Source organism: Streptomyces sp. TRM68367 (genome assembly GCF_014495685.1).
GTDB lineage: Bacteria > Actinomycetota > Actinomycetes > Streptomycetales > Streptomycetaceae > Streptomyces.
In genome coordinates this window covers 24,695-47,483 of the sequence record NZ_JACTVI010000041.1, presented here as the reverse complement: position 1 = coordinate 47,483, position 22,789 = coordinate 24,695, and the positions used below count along the sequence as shown (strand labels likewise).

Sequence of the window (22,789 nt, the reverse complement as noted above, 5' to 3'; positions counted from 1 at the left end):
CAAAACGGTTTGGCCGGGCAGCGTCCGGCCGGCTCGCTCAGGGAGCGCTCGTCGCCGGGCTGGGGGACGGGCTGGGCGTCGGACTCGGCGACGGTGACGCCCCCGGCTGGTTCTCCTCGGGCAGATGGCGGCTCACCTCGGCCGTCGACTTGCCCAGGCCGCCCAGTTCGATCGCGTCCCAGGCCTGGAGGCGGCGGGTGTCCCGGTCGAAGTAGAGGACCGACGCCTCGATCGGGTCCGGGTACTTGCCCTCGACCGCACGCAGCCCGCTGCCGCCCGTGGAGCCCTCGATGCGCAGCCGGGTGCCGAACTTCATGACCTCCGTCTTCTCGTGGTGCACATGCCCGGCGAGTACCAGCGGCACCTCGCCGTCCACCTCGCGCGCCGCCGGCGGCTCGTGCGCGATGGCCACGTCCACCGGCCGGCCGGCGGTGCGCTGGTCGCGCAGGGCCGAGGCCAGGCGGGCGCCGGCCAGCTCCTGCGACTGCTCGGCGCCGACCGTCTTCGAGCGGTCCGGGGTGAACTGCGGGTCGCCGATGCCCGCGAAGCGCAGTCCCGCGATCGTCTGGGCCCGGCCGTCGTCCAGGACGTGCACGTTCTTCAGGCCCTCCAGATAGCGCTGGGTGATCATCGAGTCATGGTTGCCGCGCACCCACACGTACGGGGCGCCCAGATCCTCGATCGGGTCCAGGAAGCCGTTCTCGGCGGCCGTGCCGTGGTCCATCGTGTCGCCGGAGTCGACGATCACATTGACGTCGTACTGGTCGACGAGCGAGGCGATGATCTTCCAGCTCGCCGGGTTGAGGTGGATGTCGGAGACGTGCAGGACGCGGATCGTGGACGGGTCCGGGGCGTACGCGGGAAGCGTGGAGGTGGCGTCGTACAGCTTGGTCACATTCGTCACCAGTCGCGCCAACTCCTCCTGATAAACGTTGAATTCGGTGACGATGCTGCGCGCGTTGCCGACCAGGGAGGGCGCGGAGCTGAGCAGTCCGGAGAACTTCGGCTCCAGGACAGAGTCGGGGTTCCAGGTGGCGTACGCCGTCCCGCCCGAGGCGGCCAGCAGGGACAGGGCGAGGCCGCCGGCGGCGAGGGCGCGGCGGGGGCGGCGGTAGACCGCGAGACCGAGGGCGGTGGCGCCCGCGACGACGGCGACGCAGGAGCGTACGGCCAGGTCGAGGGCGCCGTGCCCGATGTCCTGGGTGACCTCGTCCTGCAGGCCGGAGAAGCGCTCGGGGTGGTCGACGAGGGCCTGGGAGCGGACCGGGTCGAGCTGGTCGACGTTCACGTCCAGGCGGACCGGGGCGTTGTGGCTGTCCAGCTGGAGGGCGCCCAGCGGAGAGACGTTGATCTTCGTGCCGCCGGAGATCGAGGGGCGCAGCGTCATCGTCGTGTCCATAGGGCCGACCGGGACCCGTACGTTGCCCACGATCAGCAGTCCCAACCAGGCGCCCAGCAGCACCACGGCGACCAGGCCGAGGGTGCGGCCCCAGGGGTGCGCTTGGGGGACGAGTTCGACGGTTGTCGGGGCCTGCCGCGAGCGGTACTGGCGGGCGAGGGCACGCGGTGCTCCGCGAAGCCGGCTCAGTCCTCCTCGGACGCTCAGGGCACTCAGGACCTTCATGACAGCGATGGGGACGCGGGCCATTGGTCCCGTATGCCCAAGTCCCGGGGTGGTATGCCGGGCGGACGGGGTGACAGGCGGGGAATGCGCCGCGCGGTCGTCCTGCGCCCGCACCTCCCGTACGCCGCCGGGCGGGGTGACAGGGGCGTGTCCCGGTGGCCAGTAGGGAGGACGTTCAGGGAGGCGGGAGCCTCAGCCCCAGCCCAGTTCGTGGAGCCGTTCGTCCTCGATGCCGAAGTGGTGAGCAACCTCATGGATGACGGTCGTGGCCACCTCGTGCACCACATCCTCCGGTGTCTCGCAAAAGCGCAACGTGGGGCCCCTGTAGATCGTGATCCGGTCCGGGAGCACTCCGGCGTACCACTCGCCACGCTCCGTGAGCGGTGTCCCTTCGTAGAGGCCCAGTAGCTCCGGGTCATCGGCGGGTGGCTCGTCCTCGACGAAGACGGCCACGTTGTCCATTACCCGTGTCAGCTCCGCGGGGATCTGGTCAAGGGCTTCGCTCACGAGCTCTTCGAATGCTTCGCGGGTCATCTCCAGCACACGGCCATTGTCGGGGAAGGGCGGTGAATGCGTGTACGCAGTGGCCCCGCCCATGTGCCGCGGGACGGCACGGACGGGGCCGGTGCGGCTGAGCCCTGTCGCTCACCGTCGCGAACCGGGGCTCTACTCGGCTCGGGTCACGCGGGCGTGGTCGGTGTACTCGCGTCGGAACAGATCATGACCGGGGTTGCGTCCGGTGTGCTTGAGTGCCCAGTTCTGGGCGTCGTCCGGGTTGCTCTGCGGGCCGGAGGAGAGCCCGCACCCCGTTGCACGCGGATTACCCGAGAGTTGATCGCCGCAGTGATCAAGGCCCGTGCCTCGCTGCCGTACGCGGCCATCTTGGTGCGTCACAGTGACCTTGGCTGTCAGCAGTTCCACGTGGACCCTGTCGTCGCCGAACATGGTGAATGTCTCCTATTTGGGCAGCCCGCTTGCCGGACCGTGCGGGGCGCGCGTGTCTTCTTGTGGGCGAAGGGAGTTGGGCAGGTTGACTTCTCCATCCGCCCTCGGAGGTGGCTCCCGTGCGTCCCTTGTACGTACCCGTCCGTCTGGCCGCCACGGTCATGGCCGTCGCCGCTGCCGCCGGCTGCATGAGCGTGGGTGACGACGACGGAGGCGGGCGTGCCAGGCCGTCGCACTCCGCCGGATCCGAGGGCGGCAAGGCGCCCGACGGCGGGTCGGCGGTGTCCGGCGGCGGTTCCGGGTACGGGGCGGCCGGGGCCGGCGGCGAGCACCGGCACGGCAAGGGCAAGGACGGGGACGAGGACGGCAAGGGGAAGAAGGGCAAGGACAAGGGCGGACCGACGGAGTCCGGGGTGCCCTCGGCGCAGCCGTCCGCCGCGGAGACCGGCCCGGCACCGGCCGACCCCGGACCGGACAGGCCCGACCGCCCGGCTCCCCCGCGCACGACCCCACCGGCGCCCACCCGCACCCCCGACCCAGACCCGATCCCCACGAAGGAACCACCGGCCTCCCCGACCCCCACCCCGACCCCCGAGCCGTCCTCCTCGGCCCACGAACCCCCGCAACCCCAACTGGCCCAACGGGCGCCGGTACCGGAGGCTGGGGAGCGGGCGTAGGGAGGGCGACGGGGGGTGTGCGAGTCCCTACCGGGCGGCGGGAGAGCTGCGCGGCCTGCGAAGACGCGGCTCGGTTTGCTCATGGGGGGCCTGGGTGCGTATGGTGGCAGATCGTTTGATCCCATCTTGCCCGGCGCCATCGCAGAGCGCGCCGTGTGGCGCGTACTCTCCTTTGCCGTGGTGGACCGCATAGAGGCGGTCGTATTGCGAATCGCGAATCACGGAGTTGACGGGCGCGTGCCGACTTGAGACTCCGGAAGGTTTCGCATTCGCATGTCCATCACCAGTACTGATCACGCCGTCGTGTCCGAGGGCGCCGACGAGACCCCCCAGGCCCCCGAGGTCACCTTCTCGGACCTCGGCCTGCCCGAGAGCGTCGTCCGCAAGCTCGCGCAGAACGGCGTGACGGTCCCCTTCCCGATCCAGGCCGCGACCATCCCGGACGCCCTGGCCGGCAAGGACATCCTCGGCCGCGGCCGCACCGGCTCCGGCAAGACCCTCTCCTTCGGCCTGCCGGCACTGGCCACGCTGGCCGGGGGCCACACGCAGAAGAAGCGGCCCCGGGCCGTCATTCTCACCCCGACCCGTGAGCTCGCCATGCAGGTCGCCGACGCGCTACAGCCGTACGGCGACGTCCTCGGCCTGAAGATGAAGGTCGTCTGCGGCGGCACGTCGATGGGTAACCAGATCTACGCCCTGGAGCGCGGCGTCGATATCCTCGTCGCCACGCCCGGCCGCCTGCGCGACGTCATCAACCGCGGCGCCTGCTCCCTGGAGGACGTGCGGATCGCCGTCCTCGACGAGGCCGACCAGATGTCCGACCTGGGCTTCATGCCCGAGGTGACGGAACTGCTCGACCAGGTGCCCGCCGGCGGCCAGCGCATGCTCTTCTCCGCGACGATGGAGAACGAGATCAAGACCCTCGTCGACCGGTACCTGAACGACCCGGTCAGCCACGAGGTGGACGCCGCCCAGGGCGCGGTGACGACCATGTCGCACCACGTCCTCATCGTGAAGCCCAAGGACAAGGCGCCGGTCACCGCGGCCATCGCCTCCCGCAAGGGCCGCACCATCATCTTCGTCCGCACCCAGCTCGGCGCCGACCGCGTCGCCGAGCAGCTGCGCGACGCCGGGGCGAAGGCCGAGGCGCTGCACGGCGGCATGACCCAGGGCGCGCGCACCCGCACGCTGGCCGACTTCAAGGACGGGTACGTGAACGTCCTGGTCGCCACCGACGTCGCCGCCCGCGGCATCCATGTCGACGGCATCGACCTGGTCCTGAACGTCGACCCGGCCGGCGACCACAAGGACTACCTGCACCGGGCGGGCCGTACGGCACGCGCCGGGCGCACCGGCACCGTAGTATCCCTGTCCCTCCCGCACCAGCGCCGCCAGATCTTCCGCCTGATGGAGGACGCCGGCGTCGACGCCTCGCGCCACATCATCCAGGGCGGCGCGGCCTTCGACCCCGAGGTCGCCGAGATCACCGGCGCCCGCTCGATGACCGAGGTCCAGGCCGAGTCGGTGGGCAACTCCGCCCAGCAGGCCGAGCGCGAGGTCACCCAGCTCACCAAGCAGCTGGAGCGTGCGCAGCGCCGCGCGGCCGAACTGCGCGACGAGGCCGACCGCCTCCTCGCCCGCGCCGCCCGCGAGCGCGGCGAGGACCCGGCGGAGGCCCTGGCCCGGGCGGCCGAGTCCCAGCCGGAGCCGCAGGCCGAGACGGCAAAGGAGCAGGCAGCACAGACCGACGCCCAGCCGTCGGCACCGGAGCGCCAGGACGCGCCCGCCGACCGCGACGACCGCGGCGGCCGCCCGTACGACCGTGACCGTGGCGGCCGTTCCTTCGAGCGTCGCGACGACCGGGGCGGCGTCAACCGCGACCGTGACCGTGACCGTGGCGGCTTCCGCCGCGACGACCGCGACGACCGAGGCGACCGAAGCGACCGCGGCGACCGTGGCTTCCGCCGGGACGACCGCGGTGACCGAGGCGACCGTGGCGGGTTCCGTCGCGACGACCGCGGCGGCCGCTCGTTCGACCGTGACCGGGACCGTTCTTCGTACGACCGTGACCGTGGCGGCCGTTCCTTCGAGCGCCGCGACGACCGGACCGGCGTCAACCGTGACCGCGACCGCCGTGACCGTGGCGGCTTCCGCCGCGACGACCGCACCGGCCACCGGGGCAGCGACCGCCCCTTCAACCGCGACCGTCAGGGCGACCGCCCCGGCTACCGCGCCGGCGCCCACGACCGCCCGTACGGCCGCCGCGACGACCACCGCGGCACCGGCGGCTCCTTCGGCCGCCGCGACGACAAGCCCCGCTGGAAGCGCAACGGCTGACGCCGCCCTCTGAACCCCGCCGCCGGGTGCCCGATTCGTACGGGCACCCGGCGGCGCCAGGGCCGTTTGTTTGTCTTCGACCGTGGTTTGTTGAGGCTCGACGCGGGGTGCGCACGTGACGTTGACGCCCGCATCTCTGCCGATCCCGCCGCTCTCATGCTGGTGTTCATCGGACGACAGGGAACAGGGAAACCGCTTCTTGGAGGGAAGCTCGCAGCCTGGGGCCGTCGGCCATGGAAGCTCGCCCGCATGCTCACCGCTATAAGCCCCCCGTAGCACGTTCGTCGGATGATCGACCAGCAACGGTCCGGCAGAACGAGGCCTCGTGGGCGGGTTCTTTCCGTGGGGTGCCCGATCGCCATGGGAAACCTCCGTGATGCGGATTACGCCGATTGCCCGGGCCGCGCCCGGTCGTTGAGCGCGGCTGCGTAGGCGTGCAGAGCCAGGCCCTGTCCCCAGGGCTGGATCATGTCGTTGCGGATGACCGAATAGCCGAAGGGAATGAGCTGCAGGATGGTGCCGGCGCTGGTGCGGGTGAGGGTGCCGTCGGGCGCCACGTACGCGTGCAGGCCGGCGAGGGCGCGCCAGGCCGCGGCCCGCAGCCGGCCGGGCTCGATGCCGAGTGCGGCGGCGCGGAACATGGCGGCGGCGATGCCGGCCGTGGCCGAGGTCTCGAGGATGCCCCTGTTCTCCGGCTGGCCGTCGACCAGGACGTCCCAGACGCCGTGCGCGGGCTGGTGGGCGGCGAGTGCGAGGAGCTGGCGGCGCAGGATGCCGCGGACCCGCTCGTTCGTCCCGCCGTGACGCCGGTCGGCCTCGAGGTACTCCACGGAGGCCAGGGCCGCCCAGGCGTTGGCCCGGCCCCAGTGGCACCAGATGGTGCTGCCCTGGTGCGAGCCGTGGGCGTACAGCCCGGTCTGCGGGTGCTGCAGGATCCCGGCGTGGGCGAGGATCTGCTCGCCCGCCTCGGCGATCAGCTCGGAGCGGCCGGTGTGCACGCCGCAGTGGATCAGGAACGTTCCGGCCATGAACACCGTGTCCGCCCGGACCCCGCCGGGCCAGTGCTCGATCGCGCCGCCCGGGTGGCGGGTGAGGGCGCCGTCACGGCGCAGCCACCGCAGCAGCCGCTCGCAGCCGTCCTTGTAGCGCTGCTCGCCCGTCATCGCGTACAGATCGGCGCAGGCCGCGCCCGGCGCCAGATCGTTGACGTGGCCGAGCTCGATGCCGCCCTGCAGATGGCCGTCGATGAACTCGGCCGCGAAGGGATGCGGCGGCCGGCCGATGGCCTCGGCGAGGCGCAGCATGCCCTGGAGCACCACGCCCTCGCCCCAGAACCACTGGCGCAGCCCCATTCCCACCGCCCGCGCGGCGATCCGCTCGGCGGTCGCCGCGAGCAGGCCGGGCGTCAGGTCGGACCGGTAGGCAGGCATCAAGGGCGGTTCGGCCAGGGCCGCCTGGCTCACGTCGAGACCGCGTCCACCTTTCATTCCGCCGTTTATACCGGTTGTTCCGCTGGTTAGAGGGGGCGCCCCTTCCGGAGGTCGATGACATGCGGGCCGATCGCCAGCGAGGTCGCTCCGGACTCCAGCTGCGCGTACGGGTTGGCGAGCTGCGGCGGGGTCGCGACGCTGCCGTCGGCGGCGAGATCGGCGGGCCGCCCGTCGACGGTGAACGGCCCGGCCCAGTCCAGGGACAGCTCGGTGCCTTCGGCCGTACGGAACGCGACGCGGTCCGGTCCGAAGTCGGGGGCGTCGAGCGTACGGACGAAGTCGCCGAGCTCCCCGTGCACGGTGCGTCGCCCCACTGTGCACACCCAGGCGGTACCGGGTCCGGCCGGCCGCAGCTCCTGCCACGCGTCCGGGCCCGCGGTCACCGGCTCGGCACCGCCTTCGGTCGCCAGGGCGACATAGCCGTCCCCCTTGCGCCCGGCGATCCACACGCCGTGCCGCAGCCACTCGTCGAACTCGGCCAGCGGGAACCAGGCGTGCGTGTACGTCATGACGTCGTCGGCGGGGATCCGGTACAGCGCCAGGACCGTGCCCTCGTGCTGCCGGGCCCGGGGCAGGATCCGGTTGCCCGCCCAGGAGTTGGGCCGCGCCGACGGGGAGACGGAGGCGTTGGGCGCGTGGGTGACGAAGACCTGTGTCTCGGGGCCCAGGGTGGCGCCCCAGATGTGCTCCTGAAGGCCCGGCAGGCCCGGGCGGTAGTCGTTCACGCAGGAGAGCATCGCGTCGGGGGTCTTGTAGACGGTGAGGTCGGATCCGTACGGACGGGACAGGAGGTCATGGGCGAGGCGGTAGTCGCCGCGGTAGTTCTGCCGGCCCCACCAGCGCTCCGGCAGGTCCTGCGCGGCCTCGCGGACGACCTCCGGCATCCGGTAGCGGTCCGCCGTGGCGACCACCGCGGCCGGCAGCACCGCGTCGTTGAGGGCGCCGGTACCGAAGCACACCCACATGATCGGGGCGGTCTCCTCGAGCCGGGACGAGCGCAGTGTCGACACGTAACTGCGGCCGTGGGCGCAGCCGTGGATGCCGCGCCAGGAGTTGGCCGCCAGGCTGAACAGCACCCGGTCGGCGACGCCGGCCGCCAGCTCTGCCACCTCGCGGTCCTCGGTGAACTCCACCAGCGACACGAGTGCGAGCAGGTCGATGGCGAGGTAGGCGTTGGAGTCGAACTCGCTGAACCCGCCGGCCAGTTTGCGGCGCATCCACTCGATCGCCAGGCCGCGGGCGTGCGTGGCGTGCGTGGCGCCGGTCCAGCCGGTGTTGCCGAAGGTGCCGTCGGCCAGTTCGGTGCCCCACAGCAGTTCGGCGGTGTGCCAGACGAACTGGTGGTTCTCGGTGAAGTAGCACATGGCGTCGAGGCCGGGCTGGTCGATCCAGTACTTGAAGCCGAGGAGCGCGGTGCGCACCCGGTCGCGCAGGCCGGGTTCCCAGCGGTCGGCGGGTATCCGCCGCCACAGATGGAACAGGCCGACGGCTTCGAAGTCGGCGCAGTCGGCGCGGTTGTCGATCATCCACAGGGCGCGGGTCAGCGCGGACCCGCTGACCGTGTGGTGCGGGTCGGTGAGGGCGCGCACGAGCTCGCCCCCGGTTCCGTCGGCCCGCGCGGCGTGCCGCAGGAACTCGGCGCGCCGGTCGGACAGATCGCCTTCGGGGGCCGCCCGGTACGCGCCGGGCAGTACGGCGACCGGGAACTCCCGGAACACCGGGGCCCGGTCGTCGTCCACCGAGACGCGCAGCATGGAGGCGCCGGTGGACAGCATCGAGGCGCTGCCCACGTCGTTCCCGGCTTCCGCCTCCTCCGTCTCGTCCCCCTCCACCGCCTCGTCCAGCCGTAGCACCGCCCGGCCGCCGGTGAGCCGGATCCGCCGGGTCCGGCCCGCCCACTGAACCCGCAGCGCGGCGCCGTCGGGTCCGGTGAGCGGGATCTCGCCGTCGGTCGTGCCCCAGCGGGTGGTGCCCACCGCGTCGAGTACGTGCTCGGCGACGGCGGAGGTGTACTCGCAGGCGCCCTCGCTGGGCACCACCACCCGGACCGGCAGTCCGTCGACGCGCAGCCGTACGATCTGCCGGACCTCGCGGAACGCCACCTGCCAGGAGGCGACCACGACGGTCGTGGTGCCGGACGGCAGCCAGAGACGGATCTCGTGCTCGGCGGGTTCCATGTAGGTGACCGTGCCGGACTCGCCGCGCAGTTCACCGCCCACGAACAGCAGGAACGGGCCGGTGGTGGCCAGCCGCAGGGTTCGCCACTCCGCCTGGTCGACCTCCAGCACGCAGGTCGCGAGGGCGACCCGGTACTCGGGGGTGAAGCAGAACTCGCTCCAGTCGACCAGACCGTCGGCCGCGGTGTGCACCCGCTGCCACCGCCCGGAGTGCCGGGTGCCGCCGGGGCCGGTGTACCGGATGTCGCCGCCCTCGACGACGGGGCCCGGTACCGGATCGCGGCGCAGCGGCCGGTTCCGGTGGAGCTCCTCCTTGAGCGGGGTGACATCGGGCCCGTTGGTCAGCCGCCACCGGCCCCGCTCGCCCCAGGGATCTCCTTCCGCGGCGAGATGCTTGCCCAGATCGTCGGCGGGTTCGCTCCAGGCCGGGCTGATCAGCCAGTCCCGTACGGTCCCACGCTCGTCCAGGGCATGCACGGTGCGGCCCTTGCCGCTCTCCACGCTGCTCTCCACTGTGCTCCTCACTTCAGGCCGGTGTTGGCGACGCCGCGGACGATATGGCGCTGCAGCACCAGGAAGATCACCACGACCGGGATCATGCTGACCACGGACATGGCCAGGATGTAGTTGAACGGGGCCACCAGCTGGCTGTTGAACTGCGCCAGAGCCACCGGCAGCGTGTACTTCGACTGGTCCTGGCTGATGATCAGCGGCCACAGGAAGTCGTTCCACCGCCACATCACCGAGAAGATCGTCACCACGGCGATGGCGGCGCCGCACAGCGGCACCACGATCCGGGCGAAGATCCGGAACTCGCCCGCCCCGTCGATCCGGGCCGCGTCGATCAGATCGTCGGGAATGGTCAGCATGTACTGCCGCAGCAGGAACACCCCGGTCGGGGTCGCGGCGGGCGGGATGATCAGCCCCCACAAGGAGTTCACCAAGCCGAGCTGGGCTGCCATCTGGTAGACCGGAATGAAGATCAGCTGCAGCGGGATCATGATGGTCCCGAGCACAATGAGGAACAACACGTTGCGGCCGCGGAAGTTGTACTTGGCCAGGCCGTAGGCGCACATCGTGTTGATGACCACGGTGAGGAGCGTCGCCCCTACCGTCACGATGGTGCTGTTCTTCAGATAGGTGGCGAAGTCGAACGAACCCAGCGCCTCGCTGTAGTTCTCCGTGCGCAGCGCGCCGGGCAGGGGCGAGGGCGGGACCTGTGCCAGTTCGGTCTGCGACTTGAACGAGCTGAGCACCGCCCACACCACGGGCGCGAGGACCACGATGGACAGGCCGATCAGCACCGCGTAGGTGAGGATCCGCCCCACGGTCGGAGTGGCGGCCCCGCTGATCGAGGTCCACTGCCGTGACCCCTTGGAGTCGCGTACGGCCGTCAGGCTCATGCCGACTCCTTCCGTTGGTTGTACAGGTAGTTGAGTACGGTCAGCGCGAAGACCGAGCAGAAGAGCACCACCGCGGCCGCCGAGGCCAGGCCGTACTGGATCGGGGACTGGAAGGCGTTCTGGTAGATGTACTGGATCATCAGGGTGGTGCCGCCGACGGGGCCGCCGCCGGTGAGCGTCCAGATGTAGTCGAACGCCTGGAACCCGGCGATCATGCTGAGGATGACCACGACCATGGTGGTCGGCCGCAGCAGCGGCAGGGTGATGTGCCGCAGCTGCTGCCAGGAGGAGGCGCCGTCCATCCGCGCGGCCTCGTAGTAGTTGGGATCGATGCCCTGCAGCCCGGCCAGGATGATCAGGATGTAGAAGCCGACGTGCATCCACAGCCCGACGAAGATCACCACGCCCATGGCCAGGGTGTCGTCCACCAGCCAGCCCGGTTTGCCCAGTCCGGCCGCGTCGAGCAGCGTGTTGAGCAGCCCGTTGTTCCGCTCGAAGATCCAGCCCCAGACCAGCCCCACGACCACGGGAGAAAGCACCACGGGCAGGAAGAACACCGTGCGGAAGAAGGCCCGGCCCTTGATCTTCTGGTTGAGCAGCAGCGCCAGACCGATCGAGACGACCGTGGTGAGCGCCACGAAGCAGACGGCGAACACCACGGTGTGCCGCGCCGCCGCCCAGAACTCGTCCGAGCTGAACAGCTCCTGGTAGTTCTTGCCGCCCGCATACGTGAAGTCGCGGCCGTTGCTGCTGTCGTACAGGCTGATGTTGAAGTTGTTGATCGCCGGATAGATGACGAACACACCGAAGATCAGCATGTTGGGCAGGATGAACAGATACGGCGCGATCCGCTGGTTCCACGGCTTGACCGAGCGGCGGCGACCGGGCCGCTTGGGGGCCCGGTCGGCCGTCCGCTGGGCCGGCGCGCCGGTCAAAGCGGTCACGCGATGTCTCCGAGCGCCTTCTGCGCCGCCGCCTTGATGGCCGCGACGGCCTGCTCCGGCGTGGCCTGGCCCGCCAGCACCTTGGCCAGCTCCTTGACGGTCGCGTCGGCGGTGGCCTGGAACGCGGGGCTGTAGGCGGTGCCGTAGGCCGCCTCCGGGGTGCGCGCCACGTCGGCGAGATACACCTGCATGTCGGCGTTGCGCTTCGGATACGTGAGTCCGGAGGAGATCAGGTCCTGCCGGGTGGGCAGGAAGTTGGCCTCCTTGGCCATCTGCTCCTGGGATTCCTTGGAGTTCATGAAGGCGATGAAGTCGGCGGCCTGCTTCTGCCGCTTGCTCTCCTTGAACGACACCATGAACTTGCCGCCCGGGAAGCCGCCGCACTTCTCCTGACACGGGTTGGGCGCCGCGGCCCAGTTGAACTTCGCCTCCTTGGCGAATGCGCTGACCTGCCAGTTTCCGCTGATGTAGACCGGCGCCTGCTGGGCGAGGAAGATCTCGTTGGCGCCCTTGTACTTGGTGCCCGCCTGCAGCCACAGGTCCTTCGGCATGACACCGGAGGCGTTCAGCTCAGCGAACCGCTTCACGGCGGCGGTGGCCTTCGCCTCGTCGAAGGCGACCTTCTTGCCGCTCGCGTCGAAGAAGCTGGTCCCGTACTGGCTGAGCATGGTGGAGAACCGGTGCCCCGAGACGTCCATCGCGATCGCGTTCTGCGTCTTGTTGACGGCCTGCACCTTCTTGGCGGCCGTGACCATCTCGTCCCAGGTCCAGGGGTGCTTCGGATCGGGCAGCGGCACCTTGGCCTTCTTGAACTGGTCCACGTTGATCAGCGGTCCGTTCATGGTCAGATCGCTGGGCACGGCGAGCAATTCGCCGCCTTTGCCCGAGACATAGTCATCGGCGCCCTTGATGAACTTCCCGTCCAGGGCGGACTTCTGGAACTTGTTGAGATCCAGCAGATCGGTGCGGAACGGCTCGATGTCGGTCAGCCGGGCCACGTCCGGCGCGTTGCCGCCGGAGAGCCGGGCCTGCAGGCGCTGCTCAAGATTGTCGAAGGGAACGATCTGAAGGTCGACCGTGACGCCGGTCTTCTTCTTGTACTCGGCCAGCAGGTTGCGGGTCGCCTGCTCGTCGGGGCCGTCGGTGAAGTACAGATACGTCAGCTTCTTGACGTCGGTCTGCTGCTTCCCTTCGTCGTCCGAACCGCTGCCGGGCGCGCAGGACGCGACCAGCGCTATCGCCGCGGCGGCCACAAGGAACTCACGGACAGCTCTCATTACGTACTACCTTTCGAATTTCACATCACTGACGGGCCCCAGGAAGCCGAGCCTGCGGGAGATCGCAAGCGCCACCTCGGAGATACGCCGGGCTGCCGCGTCCTTCTTGCCGAGCATCCGCTCGCGCGGCCCCGCGAGACTGATGGCGCAGAGCGGCATCCCGCGCTCGTCCCGGATCGGCGCGCCGAAGCACAGCACGTCGGGCTCGTTCTCGCTGTCGTCGATCGAGTAGCCGCGCGCGCGGGTCTCGTCCAGTTCCGCACGCAGCCGGGCCGGGTCGGTGATGGTGGTGGGGGTGAACGCCCGCAGCTCAAGACGGTCGACGAGGGCGTCCGACTCGTCGACCGGCAGGGCCGCCAGATAGGCCTTGCCCAGGGACGTGCTGTGCAGCGGGCGGTGTAAGCCGAGCAGTCGGCGGACCGCGATGGAGTGCTCCGTGACGTCCTCGTGTGCGATGTAGACCATCTGGTCGCCGTCGCGCACCGCCATCAGCGCGGCCTCGGACAGTTCCCGGGACAGATCCCGCAGATGCGCCTGTGCCGCGAGGAACGGGTCGTAGCCGCTCAGCGCGGCCATCCCGAGCGTGACCGTGCGCTGCCCCAGCACGATGTCGTCCGCGTTGCTGTTCCAGTCCACATAGCCTCGCTGCCGGAGCGTGCCGAGGATGCGGTACGTGGCGCTGCGTGAGAGGTCCAGCCGGTCGGCAACCTGAACAGCACTCAACCGCCGCTCAGTGGCGAGCAGTTCCAGGATCGCGAGCCCGCGTTCGAGTGTCCCGGCGCGGCGGTCAATCACATCGGTTCCCAGCTGGTGGTACTTCTCGCTCATTTCCATCCCCTGTCATACCGATGAACGGGACATGCAACCGGTGAGCGGTGAGTAGTAAGCGCTTGCGGACGCTAATAGCGCAGGTGGGTGAGAGTCAATGACTTGAGCAGAATCAGATCCCGGTCCCTGCTGCGCTCGGGGTCGTGCGGCCGAGGTCGGTTCCGACCAGGCCTGATGGTGTTGACCGCGCGGTCCCGGGCATGGCGGGTTGCCCGCACGGAGCCGAGGTGAGGGGAAGTCGCGGACGGGTGTGCTGCTGCCCGCGAAGGCCGACCGCGGGGCCGGCGCGCCGAGGCGGACAGGAGGGCATGGCCGGTGCGTCGACGAAGACGGAGTACACGGACGCCGATCGCCTGACCCTCGTCGACGAGGGTCACCAGCGACCTGGGCCACGTCGCCACCACGTCCTACGACCGGCTGCGTGGCCAGTCCACCGGCCAGACGGACCCCAACGGCAAGCGCACCGCCCTGGCCTTGGACGCGCTCGGCCGGCTCACCTCGGTGTGGCTGCCGGACCGGCGCAGCACCCAGGCACCGAGCATCAGGTACGGAGAGGTTCACTCGCACAGGTGTTTGACGCAGACCCGCTGGTCACACGCCAGTGACCCGACCAGCGTGCGTGAGCGATGCATGAGCGGACGGAATCACACAGGTCATCACGGAGAAGACCAGATGCCCTCCTGCATGTGCCCTGACCAGGTGCTACCGGACCCCAGGCACCGCCCGGTACCACCCATCACACCCCCACCAGGACTTTTGATCCATTGGGTGGATCGGGTGGCCGTACCGTCGAGATGTCGCCGAGTTGCACAGAAACCCTCTCTGACCTGCCGCTTAGCAGGAACTTCCGGTCGCTGTCCGATCACTGCTCCAAGCGCCCGAACGCCAGGGGAGCGCATTCGGACAGGGATCGTGCAGAAGGGGCGCGCGGCCAGATCGACCGAGTGCCATCACCTCCGGCAGCCGCTCGAATTGTCCGTCCACGTCTCCGTTGTGGAGCCCCGACAACAGCCGATCGGGGCGGGGAGCGGGACTCCGCTCGCGGCATCGTGGATATCGCTGTGAGAGGGGCCCGACCGTACAGCTATGCTGGGGGCCGCGCGGGCCGCTAGCTCAATTGGTCAGAGCAGCAGACTTTTAATCTGTTGGTTGTGGGTTCGAGTCCCACGCGGCCTACAGGTGGGCCCCCTGTACCCGGTCATTGGGACCGGATCCAGGGGGCTTTGGTGTCTGGCGGGAGAGACGGCTGCCTGGACTCAGGCGACTGGCTCTCCGGCTATCCGGTGGCGTGCTTCGCGGTCATGCAGCCAACAGTGGCGTTTCCTCCGCCTGGGCATAGGGCTCGAGGAGGGGGAAAGCGCAGTCCTCGGGGCGTCGGCCCAGCCGCTGCACGATCACTGCCGCGAGCAGTGCCACACCCGGGCCGCTCACCGGCGAGCGTTCCTTCCCACGTAGAAGATCCCGTTCTCGTCGGGCTCGGCGTCCACGCGGTCGAGGCTGGCGGACAGGGCGGCGCAGTACCCCCACAAGTCCGCCCGCAGCCCATTGAGGATGTCCGTGCGAACCCAGGCCAGGGGATGCAGCCCGCCCTGTTCGTCGTAGCCGATCGCGAGGCGCCCTCCGAGTGCCGGGCACTTGTCCTACCCGGCGCGACTGACGTCCCCAGCGTTCAGGGACGCGCAGGATTGATACGAGGCGACTCAAGTTGGGGGCGCACGGATGGCCACAAGGACGGCTGGTACGCGCCGACGACGACGTGGCGGGAGATCGTCAAGGCCGCCACCGAGGTAGGCCGAGACGTCACGCCCTGGCTGCACCAAGCCCCGCAGCTGGCGCGGGGCGAGCTGGTCGCCCGCGTCTCCCCGCTGTATGCCTTTCTCGGCATCCACGACGTCACCCCCAAGCATCCGCTCCCGCACACGTCGGGTCGGCGCCTGACGGTCAACGCCGTCTACGAAGCACGACACCGAGCGCTCCGCCAAGAGCATGCTCGGCTACCGGCTGGGCATGACGATGGCAGAGTGGGCATGCCGCTCGTTGATGGGGCTGGGCCAGACCTGGCACATCGAGGACGGCGGTCCCGTACCCTCCCTGGAGAACGACTTCAAGGACCCTGTCCGCGCACTTCCGGACCTGTGGGGACTGCACGAGGCGGAGAACACGTACTGGCTGATCGAAGCCAAGGGCGGAAACGTCCGCAAGAACCGGCTCACCGAAGGGTGGGAGCAGCTCGAGGAAGGGACCAAGGTCCTCCACGCGTATGCTCACCGCCGCGTCCTGTGCGGTGCCTCCGTCCAGCCCCAGGGCGACCTGTTCGTGACTATCGATCACGACCACCACCCCGGACAGTCGGCTCTCCTGGTCAATGGGAAGTCCGCTCCGGCGCCCAGCAGCCCAGAGGACCACCTCGATGAGAGCGACGACGCGCTTTTGGCGACTGCTCGCGCACAGATGTTGCTCTACCTCGCCCCTGCGCTCCGCGCCTCCTTCCCGGCTGCGGACTGTCGCCCTGACCGCGGACCGCTCCTCCCGCCGCCGGTCTGCTGACGGGCTGACGACCCCGCTGGAACGCGACTCGATAACCCGTGCCATGCGCGCAGCCGTTCGCACCGAATACCCATCGGACGACGAACAGGCCCGCCGTAACATCACCCGCGCGGCCGGCCTGGACGACTTCCTCACCTACCGCATCCCCGGCACCGAATTGTACCTGGGCATGTCACGCCGTCTGTTCGCCGCATGCGACCAACGCCGCTGAACGGAGACAGCCCAGGTCCTGTGACCACACTGCTGGTCCACGTCAAGGCACCCGTCGTCAGCCGGGTCAAGACCCGGCTGACACCGTCCTTCATCCCGGACGAGGCCGCCAGCCTCGCCGAAGCGTGTCTGCACGACACTTTGACCGCTATCTCCGCGGCACCGGCGGAGCGGCAGGTCCTCCTCCGGCGAGTCGAGCAGTACGAGTCCGTCGGCAGCAAGTACGACCACGCCGCTGACTCGGTGGCGGACATCCTCTTGCACATGGACTGACCGCCACCACCCACAGGTGCGGAGGCAAAATGGGTGCCATGCACACGAGCCCCGGCCTCCTGCTCGCCGCTGCTGTCGCGATTGCGGCTATCGTCGCGGTCCGCCTGCGCTCGCGTCGCAAGCGTGACGCCCGCCTGGCTGCCCAGTGGAACAGCCTCCAGCAGCAACGCGCGGCCGGCAACGGACACCTCCTCCAGGTAATCCAGGTCTACCAACGGGCCCGCCGAGGCTCGAAGGCCGTGATCACCTGGTGCGACACCGGGCTGCGACAAGACGCATGGTTCTGGGAGTGGCATGTCCCGCAGGGTGCGTACCTACTGGTCTCCGCCACCAGTGGCTATGGGCCACACAGCCACAATCCCAACGTGCTCTACGTTCACCCCTCCCAGGTCCGCACTTGGGTACCCGCCCAGGCACCCCGAGCCGCCCAGCGGCAAGGGGCTTGATCAAACGATCAGCGTCCCCCGTAGGAAGAAGCGTGCAGCGACGCCAGAGCGCCATCCTGTGGCCTGACGCTCGTAGTCCGTGTCGGCTGCTGCCCGCTGGGTCTGCCGGATCTGATCGACCTCGGGGGCACCGGCCAGCCCGCCCGGGGTGCGGTAGATCCGGCAGGTGACCGACGGCGAGGCGCCTGGCTCGGCGAAGGAGGCGCGGCTGATGTCGAGCGAACTCCTCCACGCTCACGGCGGCGACTTGGAAGAACTCCGGTTTTCCACCGCGGAAGGGTTCGGCACCAGCAGCGAGTGGTGCAAAGTCGGCGATGACCTTCACACCGTCACTGCGGGAGATGCCGAGATCCGCCTGCGCCCCCGCGCGAACACCCCCGCCTGAGACGCGGACAGCCGCCGCTCGATTCGGTAGCCGTTGGTGCAGATCTCGACCTGCTGGCCTGCTTGGCGTAACGGACGACCTCGCCGAGGTGCTTGTAGACGAACGGCTCGCCGCCGAGCAGGGTGACGGCCTCGGTGCCGTAGTCGTCTCGCATGAGGGTCATGAGGCTGATCGCCTCGTCCAGTGTGAACGCGTCGGCGTGCTGCAGCCGTTCGCCGTGGAAACAGTGCGGGCACTCGAAGTTGCAGCGGTACAGCAGCTGCAGATACAGCATCCGGATCCTGTGGATCCCGGTCACTTCGCCGATCACATGGACCTCCTGGGCAGTTGCCTGATGGGAGCCCTGATCGTGCTGGCCCTGTACGGACCGCGTCACCGCGTACGCGGACGGACGCAGGACGTCCCGGGACGCTTCAGCGGCAGGTGAGGTCCTCCAGAAGGTTGAGCAGACCGATGCTGTCCGTCAGGTCGGGAAGGACGGTGGCGGCGCCAGCCGCGGTTAGTTCAGGCTGCCCGTGGACGCCGGTGGCGACAGCGATGACGTGGGCATCGGAGGCGAGCGCTGCCTCGACGTCTCGGGGGTGTCGCCGACGAGGACGACAGGTGTGTTAGTGGGTGGCGAGTTCGGCGTACGACTTGTTGATCTGCGGGTCGTAGAGGTCCGGCTTGTCCACCCAGGTCTTCAGGTTGTCCGGCACCAGACGCCGTGGGACACCGCCGAAGAAGCGGAACGCTTCCGCGTGCGCGAGCGTCCAGGCGTGCTGGTCCATGTGCGCCACTGGGCGGACGAACATGTGCCGCGAGGCGGGCAGCACCATCACGAACGCCCAGATCCGGTGCCTTTTCCCGGTGGCCGGGTTGATCCACTGTCCCAGGAAGCCGTAGTCGATCTGGGCCTGCGAGCCGGGCTCGACGTTCTCCCGCAGCACCGTGACCTTGGAACGGGCCGCTTCGTCGGGGAGGTTCTCGTGCCAAGTTGCCCTCGTCCCGCAGCCGTTGGTGGATCGTGGTGACCGTCGTGGTCTCCAGCAGGCTCTTGACGTAGTCGCGGTGCGGCTCGATCTTTGCCCATCACACCTGGTTCAGCCTCCGGCCGGCCAGCTCCGGGAACCAGCTCTTGAGTAGCTTGGCCCAGTCCGCCTCGCTCATGGGCGGCCCGCCCGGGGTGATCCCGGCCGCCTCCGCCGGCGCCAGGTACTTCCTGATTGTCTTGCGGTCCACCCCCAACGAGGCGGACACCTGGCTCTTGGACCGGCCCGCGTACCAGTGCACGTAGATCTCGACAATGTCGACCACGGTGAACTCTCCTCAACCGTGCGGTGCAAAGGGGACCGCGAATGCAACGACGAACAGGCCGAAGACAGTGATGGGCGACAGCCAGAGCCACCAGTTCGCTCTCGCCCTCTGCCCGAGGGACCGGAGTGACATGCATTAGGTGAAGCCAACCGGGGGCAGGAGGTGAGCATCACCCATATCACTCCTCCCACAGCTCAAGCCTCGAACAAGGAACCTGCGGGGCCACAGCAGTGAGCCGAAGGACGTTACCGGTTCGCGATTCCCGTCTGCAGCGCTGGGCTATGGCGTCACAGGAATCCTAAGCGCGATCTCTTGCTAGCTTCGATGGTTCATGATCGGGGTAATTTCTCGATAATATGCCTATTGCTGTGTCGGGATGTCGTATCGGGGGCCCGGGTGTGTACTCTTTAATGAGTATCTCTTCTCTCTTACCCGCTATTCATGGGTCGATCACTCGTATGGCAGGTGTATTCGCCTATCTCAAGTGCAAAACTTGCAGGGTCGGTGGTCGGCGGTCATTTCGCTCTGCCGAGAGATCGCAAAGAAAAAGGGGCCACGGAAACCCCACAGGAATGGGCATTCTCCATGAGACTCAGAGTCCATGGCGTGCTGCAGTGGCACGCTATTGTCAGCTGGTGCGTGGCGGTCCTGCTGATTGCCGTCGGTGCCGTGGCGTTGACGCCGTCGAGCGCGAACGCCGTTGCTGCAGTTAACCTCGGTACCGCTGACAGCTACGGCGTACTGGGAGGGCAGTCGGTCACCAACACCGGGCCGTCTGTGGTCTCGGGAGAGCTGGGAGTCAGTCCCGGTTCGGCTATCAGCGGGTTCCCGCCCGGTACGGTGCTGGGCACGATCCATCAAAATGACGCCCACGCCGCCGGAGCACAGGCTGATCTGACAACTGCGTACAACAATGCTGCGGGCCAGGCCTGCGACGATAACCTCACCGGGCAGGACCTCGGTGGTCTCACGCTGGTTCCTGGGGTCTACTGCTTCGACAGCTCCGCCCAACTCACGGGCGACCTCACGCTGGACGCCGAGGGCGACCCCAATGCTGTGTGGGTGTTCCAGATCGGTTCGACACTGACGACGGCATCCGCCAGCAACGTCAACCTCATCAACGGTGCTTCACCGTGCAACGTCTTTTGGCAGGTCGGAAGCTCCGCCACTCTCGGCACCGACACCGATTTCGTCGGCACGATCATGGCCCTGACTTCGATCACGCTTAACACCGGCGCGGACATCAACGGGCGGGCGCTTGCGCGGAACGGTTCCGTGACGATGGACACCAACGACGTCAACGCCCGCAACTGCGCTGCGGCCACCAATGGTGGCACGACAGTCGGTGGGACGACCGACGGCGGGACGACCACCGGCGGGACCACCACCTCAGGTGGCCTCGTAAGCGGCGTCACCACAGGCGGCATCATCACTGGCGGCAACACCACCGGTGCCACGACTACGACCGGCGGCACAACCGGTGCCAACACCGGTGGCTCGACAGGCGCCACCACTACCGGTGGCGGCAAGGCCCCACACAAGCACCACGGGGACAAGGGTGACCACGGGGGAGAGTGCCACAAGGGTGAAGCCCCGCCCGAGGGCCACGAGGGCGAAGGTCCCCACGGCCACAAGGACGGTCCGCCCAAGGCCCACAAGAGTGACGGTCCGCCCAAGGCCCACAAGGGTGACGGTCCGCCCGAGGGCCACAAGAGTGACGGTCCGCCCGAGGGCCACAAGGGTGACGGGCCCCCGGAGGGGGACGGTAGGCCGCCGCACTGCCACTGAGGCGAGTCGGCCCAATCCCAACTGATGCACCGAGCCACCCGGCGGACGGGACATGTGTTCCCCGACCGCCGGGTGGCGGTTCATCTGCAAAGAAGGGAAGCACGCGGCTGATTCAGGGAGGGTCCGTCGCGAACTGCAGCCCGAGAGCGGCCGGGGAGAGGGCAGACCCGGCAATGAACAACTGGATGTGAGAGAAATTGAAAAGCGGAGTGGTTGATGAAGCGGCCACCTGTGCTGGATCGGCTGAGCGGATCCCGGGTACAGAACTCGAGGCTCCCCTGGAGGGTTCAGCACTCAGCGCCCCCTGGCGGACCTTGGTTGGCTGGGTAGCGGTCCTGTGTATCGCTGCATCTCTCGCCCACGTACTTCTTGTGTTCATGCATGTGGCGCCTCCCAACAGCATTTCGAAGCGTTACACAGAGAAAATCGACGCGTGGGTTCTTCCCTTGTTCGAACAGAATTGGCAACTCTTCGCCCCGAACCCCGAGTCGGTGAATCAGCAGATCTCGGCGAGGACCGGGCGGACTTCGAAGGATGGTACGTCCGAGGTGAGCCGCTGGGTCGATCTGTCCGCCATGGACACCTCAGCCGTTCGCCACAGTGTCTTCCCGAGTCATACCGCTCAGAACATGCTGCGCAGGGCTTGGACCTCCTACGTGCAGGAGCACGGCGGCGACGACCGGTCTCGCTCGGAGCGGGCTCGAATGATGAAGGAGTATCTCCGCAACATCGCGGTGAATCGGATCGCCGCCGAGCGGCCCGGCACCTTCGACACCATTCAATTGCGCGTGGTCACAAAGCGGATCCCCCCGCAGGCGCCAAAGGGCAGTGACTCTCGGCCCACTGGTCGCGTTTCCCACGAGACCAGGTACCTGCCGTGGTGGAAGGTGGCTTCTCATGCCCGGTGAACAGAGATCGCGCGTGCCGTACCAGTCACGCCAGGGCGCTGCTGCGTCCAGACTGCGTGCAGGTAGGCAGCGCCTACTCGACGGCGTGGGCTCCATGCGTGCCGCCGTGACGGAGTCACCGGTCTCGCTGTACGCCGCGGCGGTACTGCGCGGGGGATATGGGTTCCTCTTTCTGGCCCTGCTGCTGCGGGAGTTCCCGCATCGCGACGAGATGTGGGGTCCGGGCTCGGCGTGGACGCCGGCCCTTTCCGCCGAGCTGTCAGACGAGACGGGCTTTCGCAGCATCCTCGCCGTGTCCGACAGTCCCTTGTACTTCGAGGCCTGCTACGGGCTGGCCGTCGTCGTCACTGTGCTCTTCATGCTCGGTTGGCGGACCAGGGCCACGTCCGTCGCCTTCGCCGTGATCGTCGCGTCGTTCCACTCACGGGCCATCTTCATGACTGACGGCGGAGACAACCTCCTCCTGCTGATGGCCCTCTACCTGTGTTTCACCGCCTGTGGGCGGCGCTGGTCACTCGACGCGCGCAGGACCCGGCTCCGAGCCGACTCAGTCAGGACGAAGCCACTCCGTGTGCCCGCTCAACTCGGCATCGTCCGCAGGCAGGCGACGACAGTGCTGCACAACTGTGCGATGTTCGTCATCGCGGTTCAGGTCGCTTTCCTCTACGGATCAGCGGGGCTGTACAAGGTGCAGGGCAGCTTCTGGAACGACGGGACCGCCCTGCACTACGTGCTCAACCTCGACCTGTTCCGGCCCTGGCCCGCGCTGTCGCACATGATGGACCAGCAGACGATGTTCATCGCGAGCGCCGGATACATGGCCGTGCTGATCCAAGTGGGCTTTCCATTCGTCCTGTTCAGCAAAGCCAAGTACGTCGTTCTGCCGATGCTGCTCGGCATGCACCTGATGATCGCCGTACTGCTGGGGCTGCCGTTCTTCTCGGGCGCGATGATCGTCGCCGATGCGGTCTTTCTCTCCGACGGCTTCTTCACCTTCCTGGCAGGTCTCTGGGGGCGCACCGGGCGATCGGCCCTCGATTCACGGCAGTCCGGCGCCTCAGCTGAGCTGCCCGGTTCGGTCGTGCCGGCGCAATACCGGGCCGACGGTGTCACGGTTGGTCCTGAGGCCCCTGCGGCACGCGGAACATCCGGACAGGGCTCCTCGGCCTCACGCGGTGCGCGACCCGCTTGACAGCTCCGAGTGGCAGAGAGCGGCGCTGCCCCCGCGTTCGAG

22 protein-coding genes and 1 tRNA gene are annotated in these 22,789 nt (G+C 68.6%); 10 read left to right on the top strand and 13 right to left on the bottom strand.

From position 1 onward, the window contains the following. Positions 1-37: 37 nt before the first annotated feature. The 3 genes from H8R17_RS24675 to H8R17_RS24665 form a co-directional block, all read right to left on the bottom strand. A complete protein-coding gene (locus tag H8R17_RS24675) occupies positions 38-1,648 on the bottom strand; it encodes a metallophosphoesterase (protein WP_187825394.1) in 1,611 nt (536 codons plus the stop codon). Positions 1,649-1,816: 168 nt separating this feature from the next. Continuing rightward, positions 1,817-2,167: a metallopeptidase family protein gene (locus H8R17_RS24670; RefSeq protein ID WP_187825393.1), complete on the bottom strand. Its 351-nt coding sequence runs from the start codon at positions 2,165-2,167 to the stop codon at positions 1,817-1,819. 123 nt (positions 2,168-2,290) lie between these two features. Further along, positions 2,291-2,569, bottom strand: coding sequence for a hypothetical protein (locus H8R17_RS24665; protein WP_187825392.1), 279 nt, complete (start codon positions 2,567-2,569; stop codon positions 2,291-2,293). A gap of 119 nt (positions 2,570-2,688) precedes the next feature. Between H8R17_RS24665 and H8R17_RS24660 the strand changes: the two genes are divergently transcribed. Continuing rightward, on the top strand, positions 2,689-3,246 hold the full coding sequence (locus H8R17_RS24660; protein ID WP_187825391.1) for a hypothetical protein: 558 nt from the start codon (positions 2,689-2,691) through the stop codon (positions 3,244-3,246). 273 nt (positions 3,247-3,519) lie between these two features. After that, a complete protein-coding gene (locus H8R17_RS24655; RefSeq protein ID WP_187825390.1) occupies positions 3,520-5,583 on the top strand; it encodes a DEAD/DEAH box helicase in 2,064 nt (687 codons plus the stop codon). Between the two features lie 383 nt (positions 5,584-5,966). Here H8R17_RS24655 and H8R17_RS24650 read toward each other — a convergent pair whose 3' ends face one another. The 6 genes from H8R17_RS24650 to H8R17_RS24625 are packed head-to-tail and all read right to left on the bottom strand — an operon-like array spanning position 5,967 to position 13,702. Then, a complete protein-coding gene (locus tag H8R17_RS24650; protein ID WP_187825389.1) occupies positions 5,967-7,046 on the bottom strand; it encodes a glycoside hydrolase family 88 protein in 1,080 nt (359 codons plus the stop codon). A gap of 53 nt (positions 7,047-7,099) precedes the next feature. After that, on the bottom strand, positions 7,100-9,763 hold the full coding sequence (locus tag H8R17_RS24645) for a hypothetical protein (protein ID WP_223125427.1): 2,664 nt from the start codon (positions 9,761-9,763) through the stop codon (positions 7,100-7,102). 8 nt (positions 9,764-9,771) lie between these two features. Further along, positions 9,772-10,653, bottom strand: a complete 882-nt coding sequence (locus H8R17_RS24640; RefSeq protein WP_187825388.1) for a carbohydrate ABC transporter permease — start codon at positions 10,651-10,653, stop codon at positions 9,772-9,774. After that, entirely contained in the window at positions 10,650-11,597 is a 948-nt protein-coding gene (locus H8R17_RS24635) for a carbohydrate ABC transporter permease (protein ID WP_223125426.1), read from the bottom strand. Before H8R17_RS24635 ends, H8R17_RS24640 begins: the two co-directional genes overlap by 4 nt. Beyond that, entirely contained in the window at positions 11,594-12,874 is a 1,281-nt protein-coding gene (locus H8R17_RS24630; RefSeq protein ID WP_187825387.1) for a sugar ABC transporter substrate-binding protein, read from the bottom strand. The genes H8R17_RS24635 and H8R17_RS24630 overlap by 4 nt, the downstream gene beginning before the upstream one ends. Positions 12,875-12,880: 6 nt before the next feature. Next, positions 12,881-13,702: an IclR family transcriptional regulator gene (locus H8R17_RS24625; protein ID WP_187825386.1), complete on the bottom strand. Its 822-nt coding sequence runs from the start codon at positions 13,700-13,702 to the stop codon at positions 12,881-12,883. Between the two features lie 384 nt (positions 13,703-14,086). Between H8R17_RS24625 and H8R17_RS49405 the strand changes: the two genes are divergently transcribed. The 5 genes from H8R17_RS49405 (at position 14,087) to H8R17_RS24600 (ending at position 16,732) form a co-directional block, all read left to right on the top strand. Beyond that, positions 14,087-14,767 carry an RHS repeat domain-containing protein gene (locus tag H8R17_RS49405; RefSeq protein WP_187825411.1) on the top strand — a complete coding sequence of 227 codons (681 nt, stop codon included), beginning with the start codon at positions 14,087-14,089 and terminating at the stop codon, positions 14,765-14,767. 37 nt (positions 14,768-14,804) lie between these two features. Beyond that, positions 14,805-14,878: transfer RNA gene (locus H8R17_RS24615), tRNA-Lys, on the top strand. Between the two features lie 810 nt (positions 14,879-15,688). Beyond that, complete coding sequence (locus H8R17_RS24610) at positions 15,689-16,249, top strand: hypothetical protein (protein WP_187825385.1); 561 nt, start codon at positions 15,689-15,691, stop codon at positions 16,247-16,249. Between the two features lie 43 nt (positions 16,250-16,292). Beyond that, the gene (locus H8R17_RS24605; RefSeq protein WP_187825384.1) at positions 16,293-16,460 is read left to right on the top strand and encodes a hypothetical protein; all 168 of its coding nucleotides are present in this window, start codon (positions 16,293-16,295) and stop codon (positions 16,458-16,460) included. Between the two features lie 20 nt (positions 16,461-16,480). Then, entirely contained in the window at positions 16,481-16,732 is a 252-nt protein-coding gene (locus H8R17_RS24600; protein ID WP_187825383.1) for a hypothetical protein, read from the top strand. Between the two features lie 775 nt (positions 16,733-17,507). Here H8R17_RS24600 and H8R17_RS24595 read toward each other — a convergent pair. The 4 genes from H8R17_RS24595 to H8R17_RS47320 all read right to left on the bottom strand — a co-directional run bounded on the left by H8R17_RS24595 (position 17,508) and on the right by H8R17_RS47320 (position 18,859). After that, a complete protein-coding gene (locus H8R17_RS24595; RefSeq protein WP_316959528.1) occupies positions 17,508-17,873 on the bottom strand; it encodes a radical SAM protein in 366 nt (121 codons plus the stop codon). A gap of 103 nt (positions 17,874-17,976) precedes the next feature. Beyond that, complete coding sequence (locus H8R17_RS49400) at positions 17,977-18,102, bottom strand: hypothetical protein (protein WP_399477211.1); 126 nt, start codon at positions 18,100-18,102, stop codon at positions 17,977-17,979. Between the two features lie 69 nt (positions 18,103-18,171). Continuing rightward, on the bottom strand, positions 18,172-18,492 hold the full coding sequence (locus H8R17_RS47325) for a DDE-type integrase/transposase/recombinase (RefSeq protein WP_316959527.1): 321 nt from the start codon (positions 18,490-18,492) through the stop codon (positions 18,172-18,174). 142 nt (positions 18,493-18,634) lie between these two features. Further along, a complete protein-coding gene (locus tag H8R17_RS47320; protein ID WP_262505473.1) occupies positions 18,635-18,859 on the bottom strand; it encodes a hypothetical protein in 225 nt (74 codons plus the stop codon). 606 nt (positions 18,860-19,465) lie between these two features. On the opposite strand from H8R17_RS47320, the gene H8R17_RS24580 reads away from it, so the two are divergent. The 3 genes from H8R17_RS24580 to H8R17_RS24570 all read left to right on the top strand — a co-directional run bounded on the left by H8R17_RS24580 (position 19,466) and on the right by H8R17_RS24570 (position 22,747). Continuing rightward, complete coding sequence (locus H8R17_RS24580; RefSeq protein WP_316959526.1) at positions 19,466-20,647, top strand: ice-binding family protein; 1,182 nt, start codon at positions 19,466-19,468, stop codon at positions 20,645-20,647. A gap of 377 nt (positions 20,648-21,024) precedes the next feature. Beyond that, positions 21,025-21,555 (top strand): DUF5819 family protein, encoded by a 531-nt coding sequence (locus H8R17_RS24575; protein WP_223125430.1) that lies wholly within the window; start codon positions 21,025-21,027, stop codon positions 21,553-21,555. Between the two features lie 106 nt (positions 21,556-21,661). Then, positions 21,662-22,747, top strand: coding sequence for an HTTM domain-containing protein (locus tag H8R17_RS24570; protein WP_399477201.1), 1,086 nt, complete (start codon positions 21,662-21,664; stop codon positions 22,745-22,747). Positions 22,748-22,789 lie beyond the last annotated feature (42 nt).